Source organism: Amycolatopsis sp. NPDC049868 (assembly GCF_044461365.1).
Lineage (GTDB): Bacteria > Actinomycetota > Actinomycetes > Mycobacteriales > Pseudonocardiaceae > Amycolatopsis.
On record NZ_JBITKV010000001.1, the window covers coordinates 575,968 to 600,478 of the forward strand.

General features: G+C 69.1%; 24 protein-coding genes. 11 read left to right on the forward strand and 13 right to left on the reverse strand.

The genetic code is table 11. The features are described 5' to 3' along the window. Positions 1-86 precede the first annotated feature (86 nt). Complete coding sequence (locus ACIBTM_RS02900) at positions 87-770, reverse strand: nitroreductase/quinone reductase family protein (RefSeq protein ID WP_395874885.1); 684 nt, start codon at positions 768-770, stop codon at positions 87-89. Between the two features lie 110 nt (positions 771-880). Here ACIBTM_RS02900 and ACIBTM_RS02905 point away from each other — a divergent pair, with 110 nt between their 5' ends. After that, positions 881-1,315, forward strand: a complete 435-nt coding sequence (locus tag ACIBTM_RS02905; RefSeq protein WP_395875776.1) for a MarR family winged helix-turn-helix transcriptional regulator — start codon at positions 881-883, stop codon at positions 1,313-1,315. Between the two features lie 8 nt (positions 1,316-1,323). Next, positions 1,324-1,650: a YciI family protein gene (locus ACIBTM_RS02910; protein WP_395874886.1), complete on the forward strand. Its 327-nt coding sequence runs from the start codon at positions 1,324-1,326 to the stop codon at positions 1,648-1,650. Here the strand turns inward: ACIBTM_RS02910 and ACIBTM_RS02915 are convergent. Continuing rightward, the gene (locus tag ACIBTM_RS02915) at positions 1,647-2,471 is read right to left on the reverse strand and encodes a class I SAM-dependent methyltransferase (RefSeq protein WP_395874887.1); all 825 of its coding nucleotides are present in this window, start codon (positions 2,469-2,471) and stop codon (positions 1,647-1,649) included. The two genes, ACIBTM_RS02910 and ACIBTM_RS02915, sit on opposite strands and share 4 nt — an antisense overlap. Positions 2,472-2,613: 142 nt before the next feature. On the opposite strand from ACIBTM_RS02915, the gene ACIBTM_RS02920 reads away from it, so the two are divergent. Then, complete coding sequence (locus ACIBTM_RS02920) at positions 2,614-3,267, forward strand: NAD(P)-dependent oxidoreductase (RefSeq protein ID WP_395874888.1); 654 nt, start codon at positions 2,614-2,616, stop codon at positions 3,265-3,267. A 78-nt stretch (positions 3,268-3,345) separates the two neighbouring features. On the opposite strand, the gene ACIBTM_RS02925 is transcribed toward ACIBTM_RS02920, so the two are convergent. After that, complete coding sequence (locus ACIBTM_RS02925) at positions 3,346-4,266, reverse strand: proteasome assembly chaperone family protein (protein ID WP_395875777.1); 921 nt, start codon at positions 4,264-4,266, stop codon at positions 3,346-3,348. Between the two features lie 105 nt (positions 4,267-4,371). On the opposite strand from ACIBTM_RS02925, the gene ACIBTM_RS02930 reads away from it, so the two are divergent. Next, positions 4,372-4,911, forward strand: a complete 540-nt coding sequence (locus ACIBTM_RS02930) for a PH domain-containing protein (RefSeq protein WP_395874889.1) — start codon at positions 4,372-4,374, stop codon at positions 4,909-4,911. After that, positions 4,908-6,431, forward strand: coding sequence for a PH domain-containing protein (locus tag ACIBTM_RS02935; protein ID WP_395874890.1), 1,524 nt, complete (start codon positions 4,908-4,910; stop codon positions 6,429-6,431). The genes ACIBTM_RS02930 and ACIBTM_RS02935 overlap by 4 nt, the downstream gene beginning before the upstream one ends. Here the strand turns inward: ACIBTM_RS02935 and ACIBTM_RS02940 are convergent. Then, the gene (locus ACIBTM_RS02940) at positions 6,422-7,330 is read right to left on the reverse strand and encodes an SDR family oxidoreductase (protein ID WP_395874891.1); all 909 of its coding nucleotides are present in this window, start codon (positions 7,328-7,330) and stop codon (positions 6,422-6,424) included. The genes ACIBTM_RS02935 and ACIBTM_RS02940 overlap by 10 nt on opposite strands. Positions 7,331-7,440: 110 nt before the next feature. Here ACIBTM_RS02940 and ACIBTM_RS02945 point away from each other — a divergent pair, with 110 nt between their 5' ends. The 4 genes from ACIBTM_RS02945 to ACIBTM_RS02960 all read left to right on the forward strand — a co-directional run bounded on the left by ACIBTM_RS02945 (position 7,441) and on the right by ACIBTM_RS02960 (position 9,463). Beyond that, the gene (locus tag ACIBTM_RS02945; protein WP_360088565.1) at positions 7,441-8,220 is read left to right on the forward strand and encodes a helix-turn-helix domain-containing protein; all 780 of its coding nucleotides are present in this window, start codon (positions 7,441-7,443) and stop codon (positions 8,218-8,220) included. 41 nt (positions 8,221-8,261) lie between these two features. Then, entirely contained in the window at positions 8,262-8,756 is a 495-nt protein-coding gene (locus tag ACIBTM_RS02950; RefSeq protein WP_395874892.1) for a GNAT family N-acetyltransferase, read from the forward strand. 111 nt (positions 8,757-8,867) lie between these two features. Continuing rightward, positions 8,868-9,062 carry a hypothetical protein gene (locus ACIBTM_RS02955; RefSeq protein ID WP_395874893.1) on the forward strand — a complete coding sequence of 65 codons (195 nt, stop codon included), beginning with the start codon at positions 8,868-8,870 and terminating at the stop codon, positions 9,060-9,062. Next, on the forward strand, positions 9,041-9,463 hold the full coding sequence (locus ACIBTM_RS02960) for a VOC family protein (protein ID WP_395874894.1): 423 nt from the start codon (positions 9,041-9,043) through the stop codon (positions 9,461-9,463). The genes ACIBTM_RS02955 and ACIBTM_RS02960 overlap by 22 nt, the downstream gene beginning before the upstream one ends. 186 nt (positions 9,464-9,649) lie before the next feature. On the opposite strand, the gene ACIBTM_RS02965 is transcribed toward ACIBTM_RS02960, so the two are convergent. After that, complete coding sequence (locus ACIBTM_RS02965) at positions 9,650-10,921, reverse strand: aspartate aminotransferase family protein (protein WP_395874895.1); 1,272 nt, start codon at positions 10,919-10,921, stop codon at positions 9,650-9,652. Positions 10,922-11,137: 216 nt separating this feature from the next. Here ACIBTM_RS02965 and ACIBTM_RS02970 point away from each other — a divergent pair, with 216 nt between their 5' ends. Continuing rightward, positions 11,138-13,087: an NPCBM/NEW2 domain-containing protein gene (locus ACIBTM_RS02970; RefSeq protein ID WP_395874896.1), complete on the forward strand. Its 1,950-nt coding sequence runs from the start codon at positions 11,138-11,140 to the stop codon at positions 13,085-13,087. 238 nt (positions 13,088-13,325) lie between these two features. On the opposite strand, the gene ACIBTM_RS02975 is transcribed toward ACIBTM_RS02970, so the two are convergent. From ACIBTM_RS02975 to ACIBTM_RS03010, 8 genes are read right to left on the reverse strand one after another with little or no spacing between them, the layout of a single operon-like run. Beyond that, complete coding sequence (locus ACIBTM_RS02975) at positions 13,326-14,021, reverse strand: GntR family transcriptional regulator (protein WP_395874897.1); 696 nt, start codon at positions 14,019-14,021, stop codon at positions 13,326-13,328. 4 nt (positions 14,022-14,025) lie between these two features. Beyond that, positions 14,026-14,811: an SDR family NAD(P)-dependent oxidoreductase gene (locus ACIBTM_RS02980; protein WP_395874898.1), complete on the reverse strand. Its 786-nt coding sequence runs from the start codon at positions 14,809-14,811 to the stop codon at positions 14,026-14,028. 2 nt (positions 14,812-14,813) lie between these two features. Then, the gene (locus tag ACIBTM_RS02985; RefSeq protein ID WP_395874899.1) at positions 14,814-16,523 is read right to left on the reverse strand and encodes a hydantoinase B/oxoprolinase family protein; all 1,710 of its coding nucleotides are present in this window, start codon (positions 16,521-16,523) and stop codon (positions 14,814-14,816) included. Then, positions 16,520-18,580 (reverse strand): hydantoinase/oxoprolinase family protein, encoded by a 2,061-nt coding sequence (locus ACIBTM_RS02990; protein ID WP_395874900.1) that lies wholly within the window; start codon positions 18,578-18,580, stop codon positions 16,520-16,522. The genes ACIBTM_RS02985 and ACIBTM_RS02990 overlap by 4 nt, the downstream gene beginning before the upstream one ends. Then, complete coding sequence (locus ACIBTM_RS02995; RefSeq protein ID WP_395874901.1) at positions 18,577-20,208, reverse strand: thiamine pyrophosphate-binding protein; 1,632 nt, start codon at positions 20,206-20,208, stop codon at positions 18,577-18,579. The genes ACIBTM_RS02990 and ACIBTM_RS02995 overlap by 4 nt, the downstream gene beginning before the upstream one ends. Before the next feature lie 58 nt (positions 20,209-20,266). Beyond that, entirely contained in the window at positions 20,267-20,890 is a 624-nt protein-coding gene (locus tag ACIBTM_RS03000; protein WP_395874902.1) for a pyridoxamine 5'-phosphate oxidase family protein, read from the reverse strand. Further along, positions 20,883-22,040: an NAD(P)/FAD-dependent oxidoreductase gene (locus ACIBTM_RS03005; RefSeq protein WP_395874903.1), complete on the reverse strand. Its 1,158-nt coding sequence runs from the start codon at positions 22,038-22,040 to the stop codon at positions 20,883-20,885. Before ACIBTM_RS03005 ends, ACIBTM_RS03000 begins: the two co-directional genes overlap by 8 nt. Further along, on the reverse strand, positions 22,024-23,037 hold the full coding sequence (locus ACIBTM_RS03010) for a glutathione S-transferase family protein (RefSeq protein ID WP_395874904.1): 1,014 nt from the start codon (positions 23,035-23,037) through the stop codon (positions 22,024-22,026). The genes ACIBTM_RS03005 and ACIBTM_RS03010 overlap by 17 nt, the downstream gene beginning before the upstream one ends. 97 nt (positions 23,038-23,134) lie before the next feature. On the opposite strand from ACIBTM_RS03010, the gene ACIBTM_RS03015 reads away from it, so the two are divergent. After that, positions 23,135-24,511 (forward strand): wax ester/triacylglycerol synthase family O-acyltransferase, encoded by a 1,377-nt coding sequence (locus ACIBTM_RS03015; protein ID WP_395874905.1) that lies wholly within the window; start codon positions 23,135-23,137, stop codon positions 24,509-24,511.

Consider the following 24,511-nt stretch of genomic DNA (forward strand, 5'->3'; position numbering starts at 1 on the left):
CGTCGCGCCGATCGGTGCGGACAACGATCAGTCGCCCAGGAACGGACATTCGTTACCGGTGCTTCCCGCCAAGTGGCCCGCCGGTCTCACCCACTCGGAGTAACCGGCGCGACCGGCGACCCCGCCCCGCGAAGCGCCGGAAGCAGATTCGCCTCCTCGTAGGCGAAATGTTCCTCCAGCCCCGCGGCGACCCGCTCGAACTTCTCGCGTACCGCGCCGAGGTCTCCCTCGCCCTGAAGCAAAGCGTCGAGATCGAGCAGCGCACGGGACACGCTCTCGTGCTCCTGGCGCAGCCGCTTCAGCGCCGGCGCGAGGCCGGGATGGGCCTTCTCGATCGCGGTGAACGCGCCGTCCTCGCGGAGGTGGTGCATACGCAGGTCGTTGCAGAAGGTCACGCAATGGCCGAGCAGTTCGCGCCGCAGGCCCGACCGGTCCGCGACCGGCCCGCCGTCGAGTTCGGCCCGTGCGGCCGCCAAGGTCTTCCTGAGTTCGCCGTGGTGGACGAGCAGTTGATCGGCGATCGCGCGGCCACGGGCGGCGTCGACTTCCAGCAGGTGCAACGCGAACCCGCGTTCCCCGCCTTCGAGCGGCACGGCACGCGCGGCGTGCGGCACCCCGTCGATTTCGAGCGTCGCTTGTGGACTGACGAGGAGGTCGCGGTACCAAGGCGAATCGTCGTCGGGCGCGGACACCAGGTACCGGCTTCCGGACGGACGGCAAGCGACACGGGTGGTGCGAGGACGCCCCGTTTCGGCGTCCGCGGTGGTCATCAGCAACGGAACTCCCCAGGTAGCATCAGCGGGAAAGCTATTTTGCTTTGCAAGCAAAGCCTCTTTGCTTGCAAAGGTATCTGGGAGGGTGGTCGGTGTCAACCGAGGAGATGGAAGTCGACGACGCCGTTCGGGCCTTGCTGCTGCTCATGCCGCGGATGGTCGGGCGCGCGAAGCGGATCAAGATCCCCGACGAACTCCAGTCGCTGTCGCTGGCTCCGCGACACCTGTCGCTGTTGTCGTACTTGCTTTTCGACGGGCCGATGACGGTGAACGAGCTGGCCGAACGGCTCGAAGTCGCCCCGACCACGGTGAGCCTGATGGTCGGCGAACTGAGCAAGAAGAACGTGCTCGACCGGCGTGAGGACGAGACGGACCGGCGGCGGCGGATCGTCGCCATCACCGAACGGATGCGGCCCGCCATCGACGGCTGGCTCGCGCAGGGTGCCCGCGCCTGGCAGAAGGCGCTCGCGCCGCTGAGCCCGGCCGAGCGCCGGACGTTCATCGACACCCTGCGCGCGTACGAAGACGGACTGACGGACTAGGAGGACCTGTGCGCTATCTGCTCATGCTCGGCGGAACCGTCGGCGACGAAGGGCTCGACACGGATATCACCGAACCCTGCCGCGGCTGGGCCGAGCAGCTGACGCGGCGCGGTCTCCGCGTCGACGGTATGGGCCTGCACCCGCCCGAGACGGCGACGACCGTCCGCGTCCGAGGCGGCGAGGCACTGCTCACCGACGGCCCGTTCGCCGAGACGAAGGAACAGATCGGCGGCATCATCGTCCTCGAATGCGAGAGCCGCGAACAAGCCGTCGAGGCGGTGAAGACCCACCCGTGGGCCGCGATCGGGACGATCGAGCTCCGCGAGATGCTTTAGGCGATCCGCACGGTGACCTGATTGTCGGCATAGGTGTAGGCGACGTATTCGAATTCGACACCGGTGCGTTCGACGTACTCCAGCCACGCCTGGTGCTCGTGCCGCTGCCAACCGGGGTAATTGAAGAACTCGTCGAAGTGCACGATGCTGCCGGACCGCAGACGCGGCCCCACCAGGTCGAGCACGGTTTTCGCCGAGCTGTACAGATCGCCGTCCACGTGAAGGAAATCGACGACGCCTTCGTGCCGCTTGAGAAAGCCGGGAAGCGTGTCGGCGAAAAGACCGACCACGAGTTCGGCGCCGGGGACGTCCGGCAGGTCGTCGCGCGCGAACGAACCGGCGGGCATCCCGTTGAGCCAGTTCTCCGGCAGGCCTTGGAACCAGTCGAATCCGTAGGTCTCGACGCCGCCACGGGCCCCGGCGATCACCCGCAGCGTGTTCCCGCTCGCGACACCGAATTCGAGGGCCATTCCCCCGGACGGGGCAAGGGAAAGCGCGTACGCGAGAGTCTCCTGTGGACGGGCGAAGTGTTTGGTCCCGGTGAGATGCTCACGGGCGAACCGGTTGCTGTCCCTGGCCGCGTCCTGATCACCCGCGTAGATGATGTCGCGACGGCTCCGGATTTCGAACTCGACGATCCGGTCGAAACAGCGGTCCCCCTGCCGGACGATCTCCGCCCGCAATTCCGCGGCGACCCGTTCCAGTTCCGCCGTATAAGGATCATGGAATCGCCGGGCGAGCCGGTGCAGGCCCCGGCCGAACGTTCCGCGGGCCGTACGACCCAAGGTCTTCAGTGCTGAATGGGGTACCAGGCGACGCATTCCGGGACGATACACCAGCACCGTTCGAGTGAACGGGTCCAGAACGTCCCGGAGCCGGTTTCGTTGCGGTAACCGAGGGGTCCGCTCCTAGCATCGCGTTCGCCGCCGGTACCCGGGTACCGGCACCGAAAGAAGGAGCACGATGAGCAGCATCGTCATCTTCGGGGCGGGCGGGCGCGCAGGGCGCCGTGCCGTCGCCGAAGCCGTGAGCCGCGGCCACCTGGTCACCGCCGCCGTCCGGGATCCCCGCCGCCACGCGGATCTCGCCGGGGACAACGTCACCTTGATCGCCGCCGACGTCACCGTCGCGGACGACGTCACGAAGGCCGCCGCCGGGCACGACGCCGCGATCAGTTCCATCTACCGCGCGGATCTCCCCTCACGCGAGTACTACCCGGCCGCCGCGCACGCGCTGATCGGCGGCCTCGGGCGGGCCGGTGTCGGGAGGCTGGTCGTCGTCGGTGTCGGATCGGCGCTGGAGATCGAGCCGGGCGTTGCCTTCCACGACCAGCCGGGCTGGCCGCCCGAACACCGCGAGTTCTCGCTCGGGCACACGGCGGAGCTGGAGGTCTTCCGTGCGTCCGGCGGCGGGCTCGACTGGGTGATCGTCGCGCCGCCGCCGGTGATGCTCGACGAACACGCCGAGCGCACGGGCGAGTACCGCAGCGGCGACCACCGGGTGCTGCCGCGCGAGGAGGACACGAAGCCGTTTTCCTACGCGGATCTCGCGGTCGCGCTGGTCGACGAGATCGAGCGACCGGCGCACTCGAAGTCGATGGTCGCCGTCGACTACTGACCGGATGCGCGTGAAGGCCCCCTTCCCTCGGCTGAGCCGAGGGAAGGGGGCCTTCACGCGCATCCGGTGAACAGGGTCTCAGCGCTCCGGCGAGTCCCCGCCGTTCTGCTCGGCCAGGAACCGCTCGAACTGGTTGCCCAGCTCCTCGGCGGTCGGCATATGTTCGACCGACTCCGCGAGCAGGCTTTCCTTGCCCGACGCCTCCATGAACGTGTCGTACTGCTGCTCCAGCGCGCGCACGACGTCGGCGACCTTCTCCGAGCCGGCGACCTGGCGGGCGATCTCGGCCTCCGCCTCGTGCGAGGCCTCCCGCAGCTCCCCGTCCGGCAGGTTCAGCCCGGTCGCGGAGGCGACGGCGCCGAGCAGGTTCAGCGCGGCGCTCGGGTACGTCGAGTCCGCCAGGTAGTGCGGCACGTGCGCCGCGAACCCGGACGCGTCGTGCCCCCACTCGCCGAAGCGGAACTCCAGCAGCCCGGCGATACTGCCCGGCACCTGCATCCGGTTGGGCAGCGGGCGGTGTTCGCCGACCAGCTCGTTCCGCGTCGCGTGCGCGGTCACGCCGAGCGGGCGGGTATGCGGCGCGCCCATCGGGATGCCGTGGAAACCGGTCGTGAGCCGGACGTCCCAGCGCTCGACCAGCCCGCGCACGGCCGCGCAGAACCGCTCCCAGTCGTGGTCCGGTTCCGGCCCGGTGAGCAGCAGGAACGGCACGCCGTCGGCGTCGTGCAGCAGGTGGACGACCAGTTCGGGGGCGTCGTAGGCCTCCCAGTGGTCGATGGAGTAGGTCATCGTCGGGCGGCGCGAGCGGTAGTCGATGAGCCGGTCGACGTCGAACCGCGCGATCACGCGGTGCTCGGAAGAGTTCAGGAGCTGCTCGGCGACGAGCTTGCCTGCCGAGCCCGCGTCCATGAAGCCGTCGAAGTAGTGCAGGAGCACGGCCCCGCCGAGGTCAGGGACGTCCGAGTCCACCTCGTACAGGTCTTCCGGGTCCAGCGCCACCAGATCCTCCAGGTTTCGTGCGTGCAACCGTCTACGGGTGGCAACGCCCCGATAGGGGGTATCCATTCCGCCGGCCGTGGCCGAAATCCTATCGGTCCGTGACAGGTGTCGTGGGCGGTCCGCACCGAGGTGGTGCAGGGTGGAGGGGTGACGGAAGAGATCCTCGGCCTGCGCCCGCCCGCCAACCGGGTGAGCAGGCGCGCCATCGGCTACTGGACGGTGTGGGCCGCGGTCGGCTGGGTGATCTTCGTCGCGGCGCAAGCCGTGTTCGTGTTCACGAGCGACGACGCGCCGACGTGGCTCACGGTGACCTTGACGATCTCGTGCGTGCTCGCGCCCCTGCATCTGCTGGTCATGCCTCAGTGGCGTTACCGGATCCACCGCTGGGAGGTCACCGGCGAGGCCGTGTACACCCAGGAGGGCTGGCTCAAACAGGACTGGCGGATCGCGCCGATCTCGCGGATCCAGACCGTCGACATCGAACGCGACCCGGTCGAGCAGCTGTTCCGGCTGGCGAAGATCACCGTGACGACGGCGTCGGCCGCGGGCCCGGTCAAGATCTCCGGTCTCGACCACGCCCAGGCGCTCGCGCTGGCCGCGGAACTCACCAGGACCACGCAGGCCACTCCGGGTGACGCGACATGAGCACCGAGGCGCCACCGGACGCCGCCGTCGGCGACTGGCACCGGCTCGACCGCCGGATGCTGCTGATCCGCCCCGTGCTGGACGTCGTCAAATCGCTGCCGGTGCTGATCGGGACGGTCGTCCTCGGCCAGGGCAACGGCTGGGAGTGGTTCGGCCTGGGTGTCACCGCGCTGACCGTGCTCGTCGGCGTCTCACACGTGCTCACGTCGCGGTACCGCGTCGCGGACGGCCAGGTGGAATGGACCACGGGGCTGTTGCTGCGCAAACATCGCGCGATCCCGCTGGACCGGATCCGCACGGTCGACGTCACTTCGGAACCGAAGCACCGCTTGTTCTCCCTCAGCGCCGTACGCATCGGCACCGGACGGCATTCACTGGCCCAAGGCGCGGGCAACGACCAGCTGGTACTCGACGCCGTCAGCCAGGCCGAGGCGCACCGGTTGCGCACGGTTCTGTTGCACCGTAAGGAGATCACCGCTGAATCCGAGGCCGCGCCGCCGCCCGAGCAGGTCGTGGCGGAGGTCGATCGGAAATGGGTGCGATACGCGCCGTTCACGCTCTCCGGGCTCGCCGTGGTGGGCGCGGTGTTCGCCGCCGTCTGGCATTTCGCGCACCAGCTGAACATCGCCCCGGAGAACGTCGGGCCGCTGCAGGACCTCCTGGACGGTCTGGCGAACACGGCGCTGTGGCTGATCGTGGTCGTGGCGGCGGCCGGTCTGCTCGTGGTCGTCTCGCTGCTGTCCGTCGGCGGCTACGTGCTGTCGTTCTGGAACTTCAAGCTCACCAGGGAATCGGAGGGCACCCTGCACATCCGGCGCGGGCTGCTCACCACACGTTCGGTGTCCATCGAAGAGGAACGGCTTCGTGGCGTCGAGGTGAAGGAGCCGCTGCCGCTGCGGATCGCGGGCGGGGCGCGGCTCACCGCCATCGCGGGCGGGCTGCGTGAGGGCAAGGGCGGGGACAAGGGCGGCGGGCTCCTGCTGCCGCCCGCACCGGTCGGCCGGGTCCACGAGGTCGCGGCCGAGGTGCTGCGGGAGAACTTCGACCCGGCCACCGTGCCGCTGAACCGGCATCCGCGGCGAGCGCTGACGAGGCGGCTCACCCGTGCGGTCGGCGGCGTACTGCTGCTGGCGGCGGCGCTGTTCGGGCTGGCCTGGATCGATTTCCTGCCGTCGTGGATGTGGCAGGTCGCGCTCGGCCTGGTGCCGTTCGCCGCGCTGGTGGGCTGGGACCGCTACCGCAACCTCGGCCACGCGATCGTCGGGCGGTACCTGGTCAGCCGGTCCGGTTCGCTGGCGCGGGCGACGGTGGCGATCCGGCGTGAGGGCGTCACCGGCATCGTCGTCAGCCGCTCGTTCTTCCAGCGCCGCGCCGGATTGATCACCGTGACGGCCCCGATCGCGGCGGGCAAGGGCGGCTATCAGGTTGTCGACGTCGGTGAATCGGCCGGGCTGGCGATGGCGGAGCGGGCCGCGCCCGGTCTGCTCACGCCCTTTCTCCGCCGGGATGCTCAGCGGTAGCCGGTGACGTCCGCGGGCAGGCCGGGGTCCTGGACTTCGACGAGATAGCGCCAGCAGTCGGGCCTGCTGCCGTCGAGGTCGGTGAATCCGTATTCCTTCGCCAATTCGCCACTGGACACCGATTTCCCGTTCCAGCGGGCGACTTCCGCGTCGCCTGCCAGCGCCGCGACCGCCCTGCCCACGAACGCCGGGCTCTCGGAAATGGCGAAGTGCGGCTGCACCTTTGTCGCGTCACGCCAATTCTCTTCCGTCACCTGATAAGCGTCGAGCATGGCTTCGGAACGCAACCAGCCCGGCGTGACGGCCACCGCGGTACCGCCATGCGGTGCCAATTCGTGGCCGAGTGCGAACGCCATCCGGTTCACAGCGGTCTTCGCGAGATCGTAGAAGAACGAAACCCGGTAGTTCTCCGAGTTGTACGCGGTGGTGCCGTCATTGACCTCGACGACCAGCGCACCCGGATTCCTGATCATGAGCGGAAGCGCGAAATGACTGGTGATGGCGTGTGTGTCGACGGCGAGCCGCAGCGTGCGCAGCCCCACGTCCAAAGTGGACTCCCAGACCGTCTTGCCCCATTCGATGGGCGCACCGTAGATGTCGTTGACCAGCACGTGCAACGCGCCCTGCTCGGCGTCGATCCGTTCCACCAGTTCGCGGACCTGGTCTGCCGCCAAATGGTCCACACCGATCGCGATCCCGTGCCCGCCCGCCTCGTCGACGAGCGCCGCCGTCTCCTCGATCGTCTCCGGGCGATTCATTTCCGATCGCCGGGAACCGGTACTGCGGCCGGTCACGTAAACGGTCGCGCCGGCGGCGCCAAGCCGGACCGCTATTCCCCGGCCCGCCCCGCGAGTCGCCCCGGCGACCAACGCGATCTTGCCCGCCAATGGCTTTTCCATGGTCCGAACCTAGCAAGAGTCCGCTTGTTCATGGACCAAAGTCCCTGTTCCGCAATTCACACAATGTGCTACTTTCTTGACTCTTCGTGATTCTCCGGCGAGAGGTCGAGATGACGCCTGCCGCACGATCCCTGGACACCACCGCCCCGCCGAAACGCACCCCCGGCGCCAGCAGCTCGCGCAAGGTCCTGCAGCTGCTGCTCTCCTTCTCCGAACGCCGATGGGACGCGAGCGTCGCCGAACTGGCCGCGAGGATCGGCACCCCGGTCGCCACGACGTATCGCTATGTGGCGCTGCTGAAGGAACTCCAGCTCTTAGAGGAGGGCAAGACGGGGCGCTACCACGTGACGAGCCAGGTGATGCCGCTCGCACGGGCCGCGCAACTGGCCAACGACCTCGCCCGCCTTGCCCGGCCGTCGATGGAGGAGGCGGCCCGCGACCTCGGCGAGACGGTGCTGCTGTTCCAGCACTTCGGCGATTCCGCGGTCTGCGCGGACCGGGTCGAATGCGAACGCGCGATGCGCTTCACCTTCCAGCCGGGGCATTCCGTCCCGCTCGGCACCGGCGCGTCGGGCAAGATGCTGCTCGCCATGCTGCCGGAGGGCGAACGCGAAAGGCGGCTTTCGTCGATCGTCCAGCGCCGCGGTCCGAGCGTGCGGGAAGAGGTCAAACGCGCCGGGGCGAACCGGTATTCGGTGAGCTGGGGCGAACTGGACGACGGCGTCTGGTCGTGTTCGGTGCCCATCCCGAGCACCGGACACCGGCCCGCGGTGCTCACCTTGGCCGCCCCCGCGACCCGGATCGGCGACGACGCGAAACGGGCCGCCATCGTCGCGCTCCAGTCGTACGCGAGCAGGATCCACCGCGCCGTTTCGTCGTTCTCGCTGTAAATCACCGGCGGCCGTCCCCGCGACGGGGTAGAACTCGATCCGTGATCCGACCCGCCACTCCCGAAGACCTGCCCGCACTCCAGGACATCGAACGCGCCGCGGGCGAACCGTTCCGCGCGCTCGGCATGGCGGCGATCGCCGACGACGATCCGCCGTCGATCGCGGACCTCACGGCCTTCCAGCGCGACGGCCGGGCCTGGGTCTGGGACACCGGCGACGGCCCGGTGGCGTACCTGCTCGCCGAGGTCGTCGATGGCCACGGCCATATCGAGCAGGTGTCCGTCCATCCCGATCACGCGCGCCGAGGCCTCGGGCGGCGGCTGATCGAGCACGCCGCGGTGTGGGCCTCGCGCGAAGGCCTCGCCGGCCTGACGCTGACGACGTACGCCGAGGTTCCGTGGAACGCGCCGTACTACGCCCGGCTCGGCTTCGCGACGCTCGACGAGGAGGACCTCACAGCGGGCCTTCGGGCCGTCCGTGCCCACGAAATCGCCCGTGGCCTGGACGCGTGGCCGCGGGTGACCATGCGGCGGTGACCCGCGCGGGGGGCCGGATTGGCGACGTTCGTCGAACATGTGTTCTACTGTCCGCGCCGGTCCCGGAGGGGGAAGCTCCGCGGGCCGGCACCGGACTTCAGGGAGGCACGGATGGCGGTCAAGATCACCCATCTCACCAACGGGCAGCAGGTGCGCTTCGCGAACGCGGACGGCGCCCGCCGCTACGCCGAGATCATCGGCGGCGGGGTCGAGAAATGGCGGTTCACCGTGGTCAGCGGGCATGAGCGCCCGGAATTGTCGGGGCGGGTCGTTAATGTGCCGGTATGGCGTATGACTTCCAGGTGACCGTGGACTCCGCTCATCCGCACGACCTCGCCGACTGGTGGGCCGAGATGCTCGGCTGGCAGGTCGAGGAGAGCAACGAGGAGTTCATCCGCGAGATGGTCGCCAAGGGATATGCCCCGGAAGAGGCGACGACCACGCACAACGGTGTCCTGGTGTGGAAGGACGGCGCGGCGATCGTCCATCCCGGGACGAAGCAGCGGTTCCTCTTCCAGCTGGTGCCGGAGGGGAAGACGGTCAAGAACCGCCTGCACCTCGACATCCGGATGGGGGCGGACAAGATCGAGGCCGAGCTTGAGCGGCTGACCGCGCGCGGTGCGACGTTCCTGCACCGCGGCAAACAGGGGCCCGCCGAGTGGATCACGATCGCGGACCCGGAAGGCAACGAACTCTGCCTCTCCTGAGGCGGGCCCACGAGGGCCCGCCACTGGGGGTGTCATGAAGGGACCTGGTCCCGTCGGCTGTCGCCCTTCATGACCGAGCGCGCGGCCCTCGTGCGCGGCGAGCTTGCTCGCCTGAAGTACATGAAGGCCCCCTTCCTAGCGCCTGGCGCAAGGAAGGGGGCCTTCATGTACTCGGCGCAGCCGTGTCTAGGCGAGCTTGTCCAGTGCGCGCGGCAAGGCCGTCGCGAGCAGGTCGAGCTCGGTCTCCCCGGCGATCAACGGCGGCGACACCGCGATCCCCTTGGCCAGGTTCCGCACGAGGACGCCTTCGTCCCGCGCCAGCCGCTGCAGCCGGTTCGCCGCGCCGGGGTTCGCCGCGATGACCTCCGCTTTCAGTTCGACCGCGCCGAGGAAGCCCAGCCCCGCCCGGACCTCCGCGACCAGCGGATGCGAAGCCAGCCCGGAAAGCGCGTCCGCCAACGGCTTCTCCAGTTCCCGCCCGCGCGGGATGAGCCCGTCTCGCTCGTAGATGTCCAGCGTCGCGTTCCCCGCGGCGCAGGCCACCGGATGCCCGGCGTAGGTCGCGCCGTGCCGGAGCACCGGCGCACCCGGCGCGCCGGTGAAGAACGGCTCGGCCACCCGGGGCGCGACGATCAGCGCGCCCAGCGGGATCGTCCCGCCGGTGATGCCCTTCGCGGTCGTGATCATGTCCGGTTTCACGGCCCACCGGTCGATCCCGAACCAGGTGCCGAGCCGCCCGAACGCGGCGATCACGCAGTCCGCGACGAACAGCACGTCGTGCCTGCGGCAGATCCCGGCGACGGCTTCGATGTACCCGTCCGGCGGGAGCAGGACGCCGCCCGCGCCGATCACCGGTTCGCAGAAGAAGGCCGCGACCCGCTCCGGCCCGACCCGCAGGATCTCCGCTTCGAGTGCTTCGGCGCTGTCGTAGGGCACGTGTGAGATGTCGCCGGGCAGCGGCCCGAAGCCCGCCGCGTTGGCCGCGATGCCGCCGACGGCCGTGCCGAAACCGTGTGTGCCGTGGTAACCCTGCACCCGGCCGATGACGTGCACCTTCTCCGGCCGCCCGGTGTGCGCGAAATACGAGCGGGCGATCTTGACCGCGGTGTCGATGACGTCGCCACCGCCCGACCCGAAGAAGACCTTCGAGCCCGGTTCGGGTGCCAGCCCGGAAACGCGCTCGGCGAGCTTCAGCGCGGGCTCGTTGGCGTTGTAGCCGAACAGGTTGTACGAATCGAGCGTCCGCAACTGGTCCGCGACGGCCTGCGCGATCTCCTCGCGTCCGTGCCCGAAGTTCGCGTACCAGAGTGACGCCGTCGCGTCGAAGTACCGCTTGCCCTCGTCGTCCCAGACGTAGGAGCCCTCACCGCGGGTGATGACGAGCCGGTCGCCGTCGACCGCCCCCATGTCCGCGAAGGGATGCCACAGCGGATTACGCGCGGACGCCGACGAAACCATGATCTTCCTCCTAGTGCTCGTGCCCACATCCTCACCCGGATCCGGCCGGGACGCGACCACTCCATCGTGCACAGTTCACGCGCCGGACCTGTCCGGCTTGTCACGGCGACCGCCGGTGAATCCCCAACACCATCCCTTCGGCTCTTGACCGGCACCGGTCGATCCTGTTGTTTGATGAGTGAGTTTGTTCAAAGTTGAGCATTCTGGGAGGAACTTATGCGTCGTCTCGCCGGCACGCTCGTCGCCGCCTGCACGCTCACCGCCCTCTGCGTCGTTCCGGCGGCCGCCGCCGAGAGTCCACCACCGGTCGCGACCCCGCCGATGGGGTGGAACAGCTGGAACAAGTTCGGCTGCGACATCACCGAAGAGCTGATCCGGGGGACCGCCGACGCGATGGTGTCGTCCGGCATGAAGGCCGCGGGCTACCAGTACGTCAACATCGACGACTGCTGGGCCGAGAAGAACCGCACCCCCGACGGGAAGTACGAACCACACCGGACCCGCTTTCCCAGCGGTATCAAGGCACTGGCCGACTACGTGCACGGGAAGGGACTGAAACTCGGCATCTACACCAGCGCCGGCACGGAAACCTGCGCGCGGACCATGCCCGGTTCACTCGATCACGAAGAGGTCGACGCGCGGACGTTCGCGGACTGGGGAGTCGATTACCTCAAATACGACAACTGCCACAACCAGGGCCGCCCCGCGCTGGAGCGATACACGAAAATGGGCGAGGCGCTGAAGAAGACCGGCCGTCCGATCGTCTACGCCCTTTGCGAATGGGGTGAGAACAAGCCCTGGGAATGGGGCAAGGACGCGGGGGCGCAGTTGTGGCGTACCACCGGCGACATCAGCGACACCTGGTCGAGTATGACCAACCTCCTCGACCAGCAGGTCGGCTTGGAAGGCTATGCCGGACCGGGCGGCTGGAACGATCCGGACATGCTCGAAGTGGGCAACGGCGGCATGACCGACACGGAATACCGCTCCCACTTCGCGCTCTGGTCGTTGCTCAACGCGCCGCTGCTGGCGGGCAACGACCTGCGCTCGATGTCCGAAGCGACCAAGAAGATCCTGATGAACAAGGACCTTCTCGCGGTCGACCAGGACTGGGGCGGCAAGCAGGGCCGCAAGATCCGCGACGACGGCGACACCGAGGTCTGGGCCAAGCCGATGTCCGACGGCTCGAACGTCGTCGTGCTGTTCAATCGCGGCGGTGCCCCGGCGACCCTGTCCGCCACCGCCGCCGAGATCGGCGCCCCCGCGGCGTCCGGCTACCGGGTCCGGGAGCTGTGGACCGGCGCGGAGACCGAATCCGCCGGCACCTTGCGAGCCGGGCTGCCGAGCCACGGCTCCGCGGTGTTCCGCGTCTGGCCGTCGAACCAGCCGAAGGCCGCGCCGCATACGACACTTTCCTTGTCCTCGCCCGAATACGCAGCCGTCGACAAACCGTTCACCACGACTTTGCGGGTGTTCAACGACGGCCGGACACCGGTCCGGTCGGGCGTGGTGAAGCTGGCGGTCGGCGCGGGCTGGAAGCCCGACGGCGGCACCGAAGTGCGAATTCCCGCGATCACGCCGGGGAAGTCGTGGGCACAGACCTGGACCGTGCGGCCGTCATCCCCGGCCGGTGACCGGGTCGAGGTCTCCGGCCGATTCGACTACCGGACGTCCTGGGGTGCGCGGTCGTCGTCCGTGACCGGAAGCGCTCCCGTCGTGAAACCGCCGGCCGCCGGGACGAACGCGCTGTCGAAGGCGGTGTTCATGACGGCGGACAACGGCTACGGGCCGGTGGAACGCGGGACCAGCAATGGTGAATCGAAAGCCGGTGACGGCCATCGGATGAGCATCGGCGGGGTGACCTACGACGACGGGCTGGGCGTCCACGCGCCGTCGAAGGTCCGGCTCTACCTCGGCGGCGGATGCACGTCGTTCACCTCCTCCGTCGGGGTCGACGACGAGAAGGCCGGAGGCAGTGTGGCGTTCGAGGTCGCCGGGGACGGGAAACAACTGGCGGGCACCGGTGTGCTCAAGCGTGGCCAGGCCGCGGAGAGGCTTTCCGTGCCGCTGAGCGGGGTTCAGGTGCTCGACCTGGTCGTCACGGACGGCGGTGACGGGGTCGACTCCGACCACGCGGACTGGGCAGGCGCCACACTGCACTGCTAAAGCTCGTGAGTACTTCGGGGCGTTCTGGCCCGAAACGTCACTCACGAGCCGGGTTGTACATGAAGGCCCCCTTCCTGTACCTAGGCGCAAGGAAGGGGGCCTTCATGTACTGGGGAAGCCAACTGCCACCCACGTTCAGTAGGTACCTATGGCAGCCTTGGCCCCCTCCGGCGTGCCAGGAAAGGACCGTTCCTTGCGAATTTTGCAAGGAACGGTCCTTTCCTGGCGTTTCCGCCGCTCAAGAGTCCCGGCGGTCATAAGCGGCCAGAAGCTGCTTCTCCGCATCCCGCAGGTACTTCTCCAGCGCGGTCTCGGCGGGCCCGAACCGCCCCCGCTCCAGGTCCCGCAGGATCCGCTCGTGCCGTTCCAGGAACGGTTCGAAGAACGCGCGCGTGTTCTCCGCCAGCACGAAGAAGAGCCGCGTCTCCGCCAGCACCTGGCGCATCGTGGTGCTGACGCGCTCGCTGCCCGCCAGGTCGCCCACCGCCTGGTGGAACGCGATACTCGCGGTCCCGACGGCTTGCCAGTCGTCTTCGTCGGCCGCGGCACGGCCCTCCCGCACGGCGTCCGCGACGGCCGAAAGATCCACAGTGGACAGTTCCGACGCGCGCCGCAGCGCACCGCATTCGGTGACCCGCCGCATCACGTACAGATCCGAGATGTCCTGCGCGGTCAGCTCACGGACGAACACGCCGCGGTTGAGTTCGTGCACCGCGAGCCGTTCGTGCGCCAGCAACTGGAAGGACTCCCGCAGGGTGTTGCGCGAAACGCCCAGCGCGGCGCTGATCGACGGTTCGGAAAGCCTCGACCCCGGCGGGAAGACACCTTCGGTGATGCGCTGACGCAAGATTTCGGCGACCCGCTCCGCGGTCCCGCTCCGTTCGAGCAAGGGTCTGTCGCGGGCCAGCGTCTCCTCGGCGGCAGGTGTGGACACGGCGCTACCTGACGCCGAGTTCGAAGTCGAGACTGTACCGGTTGCCCGGCATGGCACCGGCGGCCTTGGCGCCGTCGATCGGGAGCGCGACCCCGTTGACGAACCGGGATTCGTCGCTCGCCAGGAAGACCACGGCCTTCGCGACCTCCCACGCCTCGCCGACCCGCCCGGCGGGCGTGCTCGCGACCAGCTGGTGTTGCTTGGCTTCGAAGTCCTCCGGCGACGCGAGCGTGCCGCGCAACATGTCCGTGTCGATCGCGCCCGGGTTCACCGTGTTCGCCCGGACCCCCTGGTGCGCGTGCGCGACGGCGATCGACTTCATCATGCCGACCAGCGCGTGCTTGGTGGCGTTGTACACCGGGTCGCCGGGGCGGCCCATCACCCCGCCGTTGGACGACGTCGTGACGATGCTGCCCGCCTTGTTCGCGATCATGTGCGGCAGCACGGCCCGTGTGCCGAGGAAGGCGGCACGCACGTTCAGCGCGAAGATGTTGTCGAATTCCGCCAACGTGGTGTCGGCCAGCGGCTTCCCGAGGTGGATGCCGACGTTGTTGAACAGCACGTCGATCCGGCCGGTTTCGGCGACCACGCCTCGCACGAACTCGTCGACCTGTCCTTCGTCGGTCGCGTCCACAATGGAGTGTCGAGCCCCTTCGACGGATTCCGCGAGTTCGCGGATGTCGCTGGAGAACACGGTCGCACCCTCGGCGACGAACTCCTTCACCGTGGCGAGGCCGATTCCCCTCCCGCCCCCGAAGACCACCGCGACCTTGCCGGCCAGCCGACCCATGCTCATTTCCTCCCTCTCGGCGAAACCGCCGTGTAGTCCTCCGGAAGACGCACCAGCGCCCCGGGCTCCCCGTGATAGGTGACCTCGACGCCGTACAGTTCGCGCGCCGCTTCGACCGAGATGTATCCGTCGACGACGTCGGCGAGCACGGCCTCCGTGGCCCGCTCCCCCGGGTCGCCGTAACCGCCGCCGCCCGGCAGGAACACGTTCACCACGTCGTCCGGCCGCAGGTTCACCCGGCTCTTCGACGGCAGGGCGCCGCGGGTGAGCTCGAACCGGCCCGCCGCACCGTCGTGCCCGGAGTCCACACCGGACGCGGGCCGGCGCACCCGGTCGACGTTCCCGTTGACACTCCACGAGATCTCGCCGCGGGCGGCCATGGTCGTGCACTGGCCGAGGCCACCGCGCCACCGTCCGGCGCCGCCCGAGTCCGTGCGCAACACGCGTTCGCGCTGGATCAGCGGAGCCATCGTCTCGATGACCTCCGTCGGCGTCGAGCGCAGTCCGCTCGGGAAGCCGGTGGTGCTGAGTCCATCCTTTGTGGACCTCGCGCCGATCCCGCCGGTCTGGAAGACGTTGAGCATGAACTCGCGGCCCTCGGCGTCGGTACCGCGCCAGATCGTCATCCACAACGCGTCCGCGCTGTGCGCCAAGGCGTTGCCGGGCAACGCTTCGTGCAGGGCGGTGATCAGCAGCGAGGGCAGGAAGTGCCCGATCAGATGCCGGGACGCGACCGGCGCGGGCGGCACGCAGTTGAGCACCGATCCCTCCGGCGCGGTGACGTGCACCGGCCGGAACGAACCCGCGTTGTGCGGCACTTCCGGCGAGATGGCCGCCTTGACCGCGAACGACGCGTACGCCCTGGTGTAGTTCAGGACGACGTTGATCCCGCGGCGGCGCTGCGGCGACGATCCCGCGAAGTCGAGGTGGATGTCCTCGCCGTCGATGGTCACCGCGACCTTGAGGACGACCTCTTCGTCGTCGAAACCGTCTGTCGCCAATTCACTGGTGTACGTGCCGTCCGGCAGTTTCGCCAGTGCGTCGCGCAGTGCCCGTTCGGAGCGGTTCATGATCTCCGCGGCGACGTCGTCCAGCGAATCGAGACCGAATTCCTCCAGCAGCCGGACCAGGCTGGCGGCGCCGACCTCGTTGCCGGTGACCTGGGCGTACAGATCGCCGATGGTCTCCTCCGGGGTGCGGACGTTCGCGCGGATCAGCAGTTCGAGATCCGCGTTGACCTCGCCCGCGCGGAGGAACTTCATGATCGGCAGGCGCAGTCCCTCTTCGAAGACCTCGTGCGCCTCGGCGGAGACCAGTCGCCCGCCGATGTCCGGGGCGTGGCAACAGGAAGCGAACCAGGCGACCAGCCGCCCCCGCAGGAACACCGGCGTCGCGACGGTGATGTCGTTGATCTGTCCGGCGGTCTGCCACGGATCGTTGGTGAGCAGGACATCGCCGGGTTCCAGGGTTTCCGGCGGGTACGCGGCGACGAAGTGGTGCATCCCGGTCGCCATCGCGTTGATGTGGCCCGGCGTCCCGCCGACGGACTGGCCGATCATCTCGCCACGCGAGTCGAATACGGCGCAGGCGAGGTCTAGCGATTCCCGCACCACCGACGAGAACGCCGTGTTGACAAGCGCGTTCTGCTGTTCGGCCAGGATCGAGTGCAGCCGGTTTCCCAGCAAGCCCACCAGAATCGGGTCGACGCTCATACCGTCACCACCAGACTGGCGTCTTCACCGACGACACAGCTCGCGCCCGGCGGAACGACCACGGTGGACTCTCGTTCCTCCACGATGGCCGGTCCCTCGACGCGGTCACCCGGCTTGAGCCGGTACCGGTCGAACACCGCCGTGTCGACAAATCCACCCGCGGCCGGAAACCAGGCCGGACGGCTCCCTTTGCGCGCGTCGCCCCCGGCCTCGGCACCCGCGAGTTTCACCGTGACCTCGGGCGCTGGGCCACTGGAGACGACCCGCCAGTTGAGCACCTCGATCGCGACGTCCGGCCCGGTCCGCCGGTACAGCGTCCGATAGGTCTCGGTGAACGCGCCGATGAGCGATTCCGGCCAGTTCCCCCGTTCGACCGGCACGCGGATCTCGTAGCCCTGCCCGGAGTACCGCATCTCGGCGATCCGTCGATGCGTCACCCGCGCACCGTCCACACCGGACTTCTCCAGCAGTTCCGCGCCCTCGGCCTCCATCTCGGCGAACAGCGCGTCGACCTGCTCCCAGGAGAGATCGAGTACCGCCGAGCGCGCCGAACGGACGAAGTCGAAAGCGAGTGGTGCGGTGAGGAATCCCGCCGCGCTCAGCACCCCGGCGGCGGGCGGCGCGACCACCTCGGGCGCACCGAGCGCCCGCGCCACGCCGACGCCGTGCACCGGTCCGGCGCCGCCGAAGGTGAACATCGGCAGCTTCGCCGGATCTTTGCCGCGCTCGACGGCGTGGACGCGGGCGGCGTTGGCCATGTCCTCGTTGACGCTGGTGTGAATGCCCCAAGCGGCCTCTTCGACGCTGATTCCGAGCGGTCCCGCGATCTTCGAGCGGATCGCCTCGCGCGCGCCCTCGGCGTCCAAAGTCATTCCGCCACCGAGGAAATACCCCGGATCCAGGTAGCCGAGCACGAGGTCGGCGTCGGTCACGGTCGGCTCGGTACCGCCTCGTCCATAGCAGACCGGGCCGGGCTCGGATCCCGCCGAATCCGGGCCGACGGTGAGCAGGCCGAGCGCGTCGATCCGCGCGATCGAGCCGCCGCCGACGCCGATCTCGATCATGTCGGTGACCGGAACCTTGACCGGCAACCCGGATCCCGGCAGCAGCCGGTACTTCCGGTCCACTTCGAACTCATGGGTCACCAGCGGCGCGCCGCCGGAGATCATGCACAGTTTCGCCGTCGTGCCGCCCATGTCGAAGGCCAGCAGATCCTCGACACCGGCCGCGGCACCGATCGCGGACGCGGCCAGCGCGCCACCCGCCGGGCCGGATTCGAGGATGCGGATCGGATAGCGTGCCGCCGTGTCGACGGTCGCGATCCCGCCGTTGGACAGCATGATGTGCGGTGACGGGCGCACCCCTGCCTCGTGCAGGCGCCGTTCCAGATCACGCAGATAACGTTCGGTCAGGTCCTGGACGTAGACGTTCGCGACCGTGGTGGACGTGCGTTCGTACTCGCGGATCTCGGGGACCACTTCGCTCGACAGCGCGACCCTCAACCGAGGCGCGACCTCTCTCAGCACCTCGGCGGCGCGTCGTTCGTGCGCGGGATTCGTGAAGGCGTGCAGGAAGCAGATCGCCACCGCGTCGATCCCGCGCGCGTCGAGCTCGCGGCCGAGCCGCGCGACATACTCCTCGTCCAGTCCGGTGTGGACAGACCCGTCGGCGAGGATCCGCTCGGGGACGTCGAACCGCAGATGACGCGGGACCAGCGGGGCGGGGAGTTCGATGAGCAAGTCGTACAGTTCGTAGCGGTGCTCGCGCCGCATCTCCAGCACGTCACGGAAACCGGCGGTCGCGAGCAGCGCGGTGCGGGCTCCCTTGCGCTCGATCAGCGCGTTCGTGACCAGCGTGGTGCCGTGCACGAACTGCTCGACGTCACCCGCGTCCAGCCCGGCGCCGGCAAGTGTCTTCTTGAGACCTTCCTCGACCGCGCGGGCGGGTTCGTCGTGCGTCGTCAGCAGCTTGCCGACGGCGACGACCCCGGTTTCGTCGAGCACGCAGAGATCGGTGAACGTGCCGCCGATGTCCACGCCGACGCGAAGCCCGGTCACGGGGATTCCTTGCGGTACCAGCGCGGCGAGGTGTTGAGCGGCGGCGCCATCTTCGCGCGGACGACCAGCACGTTCGGCTCGTCGGACTCGACGAACTCGCCGAGCAGCCGCCGGAACGCCCGCCCGAAGCCGGAGACGCGATCCGCGTGCACGCCGAAGGACCTCGCCAGGCCGACGAAATCGGGGCTGTCCCAGTCGACGCCCCGGCGCGGCAGACCGGCGCGATCCTGGTCGTAGCGAAGCATCCCGTAGCCGCCGTCGTCGACGACGATCGTGGTGACCGGCAACTGTTCCTGCGCCAGCGTGTGGAGATCTCCACAGCCGAGCAGGAAGCCGCCGTCACCGGTTACGCAGATCGCGCGGCCGCCGCCCGCGGCACCGGCGCCGAGCGCCGCGGGGAAACCGTAGCCGAGCGTGCCCCAGCCCATCGGATACGCGAGCTTGCGCGGCGCGCGGACCCGGTGGAACCCGCCGATCCAGTACCCGGCCACGCACATGTCCGCGACCACGACCGCGTCGGGCGGCAACACCTCGTCCAAAGTGGACAGAAGGTCCGCGGCCTGTGGCTCTTCTTCCTTGATCCGCTGCCGGACCCGGGCGGAGACCTTGGCGAGCCTGCCGACGAGTGCCGCGATACCGGACCGCTCCTCGACCTTCAGGGCCTCGACGAGCATCCGGGCGTCCCCGACCAGCGTGATGTCCGGCTGGTAGTTCTTGGCCGCGTCGTCCGGGTCGACGTTGATCGCGATGAGCTTCTTCGGCCGCGGCATCAGCCAGTTCTGCGTCATCAGCCCGTCGAAGTCGGTGCCGATGGCGAGGACGACGTCGGCCTCGTCCCACAGCGCGCCGACCTCGGGCGCGTGCACCGGGTTCGGGGCGAGACAAGGATGATCGACCGGCAGGAGCCCGCGTGCGCCGAACGTGGTGAGCACCGGCGCGGCCAGCCGTTCGGCGAGTTTCCCGATCGCCTCACCCGCCTCGGCACGCAGCGCGCCACCTCCCGCCCAGATCAGCGGCCGGTCGGCGGTGGCCAGCAAGGCCTCGGCCTCGGTGAGATCCGGGATCTCGGACGGCCGGGCATGCGAGCGCGGCGGACGGCGCGCCGGCGTCCGCTCGGACAGGAAGTCGGTGGGGATGCCGAGGTAGACCGGCCCGCTCTGCGGCTGGAGCGCGAGCCGGGCCGCGCGGTGGAGGGTGGCGGCGACCTGGTCGGCACTCGTGACGGTGAAGCCCGCCTTCGTGACCGGCGCGAACATCGCCTGCTGATCCGACGTCTCGTGCAGGACGCCGCGGACCACGCCGGGCCGCCGCAGCGTGGACGGGATGTCGGTCGCGATGATCAGCACCGGCGCCGCCGACGCCATGGCTTCGCCGACCGCGGCGAGGGTGTTCGCCGCGCCCGGTCCCGTGGTCACCAGCGCGACCCCGAGCTTCCCCGTGGCGCGGGCGTAACCGTCGGCCGCGTACCCGGCCGTCTGCTCGTGCCGGACCCCGACGAGCCGGATGTCCGTATCGGCCAGCGCCTCCCATAACGGCAGGTTGTGCACCCCGGGGAGACCGAAGACGACTTCGGTCCCCAGAGCGGTCAGCGCGTCGGCGAGATGCTGGGCTCCGGTGGGTGCAGGCACCCCGCCGATAGTGCCAGATCGTTCAACGATCCAGCAACCAGCCACTGCGCATCCGACCTCAGTACAGACCGGCCGAGTAGGCGGCAGGGGCGTAATACGCCTCCAGATCGGCCATGCTCTCCTCCGGCCGCTCGAAGGTCTTCGCGATCGCCGCCCGCGACGGCATCGAGCCGGGCGTCCAGGTCTCCGGCGACCAGAGCTTCGACCGCATGAACGCCTTCTGGCAGTGGTGGAAGATCTCGTCGATGTCGACCACGAGCGCGAGCTTCGGCCGGTTGCCCTTCACGATCATGTCGTCGAAGAACGGGGCCTCCCGCACGAGCCGCGCGCGGCCGTTGATCCGCAGCGTGTCACCGCGGCCGGGGATCAGATAGATCAGCCCGACGTGCGGATTCGACAGCACGTTGTGGAAACCGTCGGCGCGCCGGTTGCCCGGCCGCTCCGGGATGGCGATCCGCGTGTCGTCCAGCACCAGCGTGAACCCGGCCGGGTCGCCCTTCGGCGAGACATCGCAGGTGCCGTCCGCCGCCGACGTCGCGATCAGCACGAACGGCGACTCCGCGAGCCACTGCCGGTCCAGCTCGTGCAGCTTCGGGCGCGCCTTGTTCGCGGTCCGCTCCAGCGGCGGCGGCAGGATCTCGCGCAGCTCGGCCTCGGTGGTGACTTCGACGAACTCAGACAATGTTGTGCTCCCTCGTCACGGCCCGGTCGCCGGCGAACCGGCGAACGTCGAGCCCGGTGATGTCGATGGCCGGGACCCGCCCCAGGTAGAGGTCCCGCACGAGCTCCCCCACGGCCGGGCCCATCTGGAACCCGTGTCCCGAAAACCCGGTCGCGTAGAAGAACCGCGACAGGTGGACGCTTTCCCCCACGATCTGGTTGCGATCGGGGGTGACCTCGTACAGCCCGGCCCAGCCGCCGCGGATCCCGGCGTCGAGCACGGCGGGCACCCGGCGCGCGGCGATTTCGGCGAGTTCCGGCAGCCACCCGCCCGGCTGATAACGGGTGTCGAAACCGGGGTCGCCGTCACCGTCGCAGAAGGACATCGCCAGGCCGAGGCCCTCGCGGTGGAAGTAGAACGCCGAGGGCATCTCCACGGTCAGCGGCACCGACTCCGGCAGGTCCGCGACCGGGCCGGTGAACACGACCTGCCGCCGGTACGGCCGCACCGGGAGGTCGACACCCACCAGCTCGCCGATCCGCCCCGACCACGCGCCCGCGGCGCAGACCACCGCGTCCGTCCGCACGGAACCGGCCGAGGTCCGGACACCGGTGATCTCGTCGCCGTCGCGTTCGATCCCGACGACCTCGACGCCGGTCTTCAGCACCGCGCCGTGCCCGCGGGCCGCCCGCGCGTAGCCCTGGACCGCGGAATCCGGGGTGGCCTTGGCGTCGTCCGGCGACCACAGCGCCGCGACCACCCCTTCGGTGTCGATCAGCGAGGAGAACCGCCGCGCCTCGGCGGGCTCGACGAGACGGCTGCGGACGCCGTAGGAGTTCTGCAGTTCGGCGCAGCGCTCGAATTCGGGCAGGTCCGCGGGGTCGGTGACCAGGTACAGGTAGCCGTCGCGGCGGAAGTCGATCTCGGTCCCGTACGTCTCGGCGAAGGAGGCGTACTCGGCCAGCCCGCGCAGCCCGATCTCGATGTTGACCCGGGTGGTGAACGACGACCGGATCCCGCCCGCCGCCTTCGCCGTCGAGCCCGCGCCGAGCGTGTCGCGTTCGAGCAGCAGCACCGAGACCCCGGCGGCGGCGAGCCGGTACGCGCAGCTCACCCCGATGATCCCGCCGCCGATCACGACGACGTCGGTGCGTTCAGGCAGTGACTCCATCCGTGTCCCCGATCCGTTCGTCCTCGGGCGGCGGTCCCGGCGGCGTGCCGTCACCGAACGGGCGCCCGCCCAGCTGATCCCGGTGATGCGGCGTCGTCCAGCCGGACAGGTCCGGTCCCAAAGGGACGATCCGCGTCGGGTTCACCTGCTCGTGCACCGCGTAGTAGTGCCGCTTGATGTGGTCGAAGTCGACGGTGTCACCGAAACCCGGAGTTTGGAAGAGGTCGCGGGCGTAGGCCCACAGCACCGGCAGCTCGGCCAGCTTGTTCCGGTTGCATTTGAAGTGCCCGTGGTAGACGGCGTCGAAGCGGACGAGCGTGGTGAACAACCGGATGTCCGCTTCGGTGATCGTGTCACCGACGAGGTAGCGCTGCTTTTCGAGCCGTTCGGACAGCACGTCCAGCATCGCGAAGAGGCGAGTGTAAGCGTCCTCGTACGCGGTCTGTTTGGTCGCGAAACCGGCTTGGTACACGGCGGCGTTGACGTCGGCGTAGACCCCGGCGTTGACGTCGTCGATCTCGCCGCGCAGTCGCTCTGGGTAGAGATCGGGCGCGCCGGGCCGGTGGAGGCTGGTCCATTCGGTGGACAGATCGAGGGTGATCTGGGGATAGTCGTTACTCACCAGCCGTTTGCTCGGAATGTCCACAATGGCCGGAACGCTGATCCCGCCCATATAGTGCGGATCGGCGGCGTGATAGGCCTCGGCCAGGTACTTGATCCCGAGTACCGGATCCCGGTCGCCGGGATCGAGGGTGAACCGCCAGCTCTTCTCGTCCTGGATCGGGTCGGCCACGGCCACGCTCAGCGCGGACTCGAGACCGAGCAGCCGCCGGACGACCAGCCCGCGGCTCGCCCAGGGACAGGCCCGGCTGACCACCAGCCGGTATCTCCCCGCCTCCACCGGCCAGCCGTCGCGGCCGTCGGCGGTGATACGCGCGTCGAAATGGTTGGCGGACCGACGGAACTCACCCGTCTGCGGATCGGTCGGGATCGTCATGTGAGCCACCCTAAAGCGTGAGAAGGTGGTTTCGGTGTGCGTAGACTCTGGCACCCGGCGTGTACGCACGCCGCCGCGCGGAAGGTGGGTCCCGACGATGCCGTTCATGCCCGTGACCGACTCGATGTTCCTTCTCGTGGAAACGCGCGAACATCCGATGCACGTCGGCGGACTGCAGCTGTTCAAGAAACCCGAGGACGCCGGGCCCGACTACCTGCGTGACATCCGCCGGAAACTGCTCGATTCCGACAACATGCGCTCGGTGTTCCGCCGCCGTCCCGCCCGGCCGGTCAACACCGCCGGGCATATCGCCTGGGCGACCGACACCGAACTCGAACTCGACTACCACTTCCGTCATTCGGCGCTGCCCCAGCCCGGCCGGATCCGCGAACTGCTGGAGCTGACCGGACGCTGGCACAGCACCCTGCTCGACCGGCACCGCCCGCTATGGGAGATCCACCTGGTCGAGGGCCTCCAGGACGGCCGGTTCGCGATCTACAGCAAGATCCACCACGCGCTGATGGACGGTGTCTCGGCGCTGCGGCATATGCAGGGCACGCTGTCGGACGATCCTGCCGACCTCGACTGCCCGCCGCCGTGGGGCCGCCGCGCCAAACCGGACGGCGGCCGCAACGGCAAGGCGTCGCCCTCGGTGCTCAGCACCTTCGGCAAGACGGTCAACCAGCTCGCCGGTATCGCGCCCGCCGCGATGAAGGTGGCACGGGAGGCGTTCCAGGAGCACACGCTCACGCTGCCGGCGCAGGCGCCGAAGACGATGCTGAACGTGCCGATCGGCGGGGCCCGCCGGTTCGCCGCACAGTCGTGGTCGCTGGACCGGGTGCGCAAGGTGGCGACCGCCGCCGGGGTGTCGCGCAACGACGTCGTCCTCGCGATGTGCTCGGGCGCGCTGCGGGACTACCTGATCGAACAGAACGCGCTCCCCGACGCGCCGCTCACCGCGATGGTCCCGGTTTCCTTGCGGCGTAAGGACAGCGGGGACGCGGCGGGCAACAACATCGGCGCGCTGCTGTGCAACCTCGCCACCCATCTGACCGATCCGGCCGCGCGGCTCGCGACGATCAACGCGTCCATGCGGAACGGCAAGAAGCTCTTCTCGGAGCTGACCCCGCTTCAGACGCTGCTGCTGTCGGGGATCAACGTCGCCCAGCTCGGCGTGTCACCGATACCCGGCTTCGTGAACAACACGAAACCGCCGTTCAACCTGGTGATCTCCAATGTGCCGGGGCCGCGCAAGCAGATGTACTGGAACGGCGCGGCGCTCGACGGCATCTACCCGGCGTCGGTGCTGCTGGACGGGCAGGCGCTGAACATCACGCTGACCAGCAACGGGGACAACCTGGACTTCGGCGTCACCGGCTGCCGCCGGAGCGTCCCGCATCTGCAGCGCATCCTGACCCACCTGGACACCGCGCTCGTCGAACTGGAACACGCGGTCTCCTTGCCCCGCGTTTAG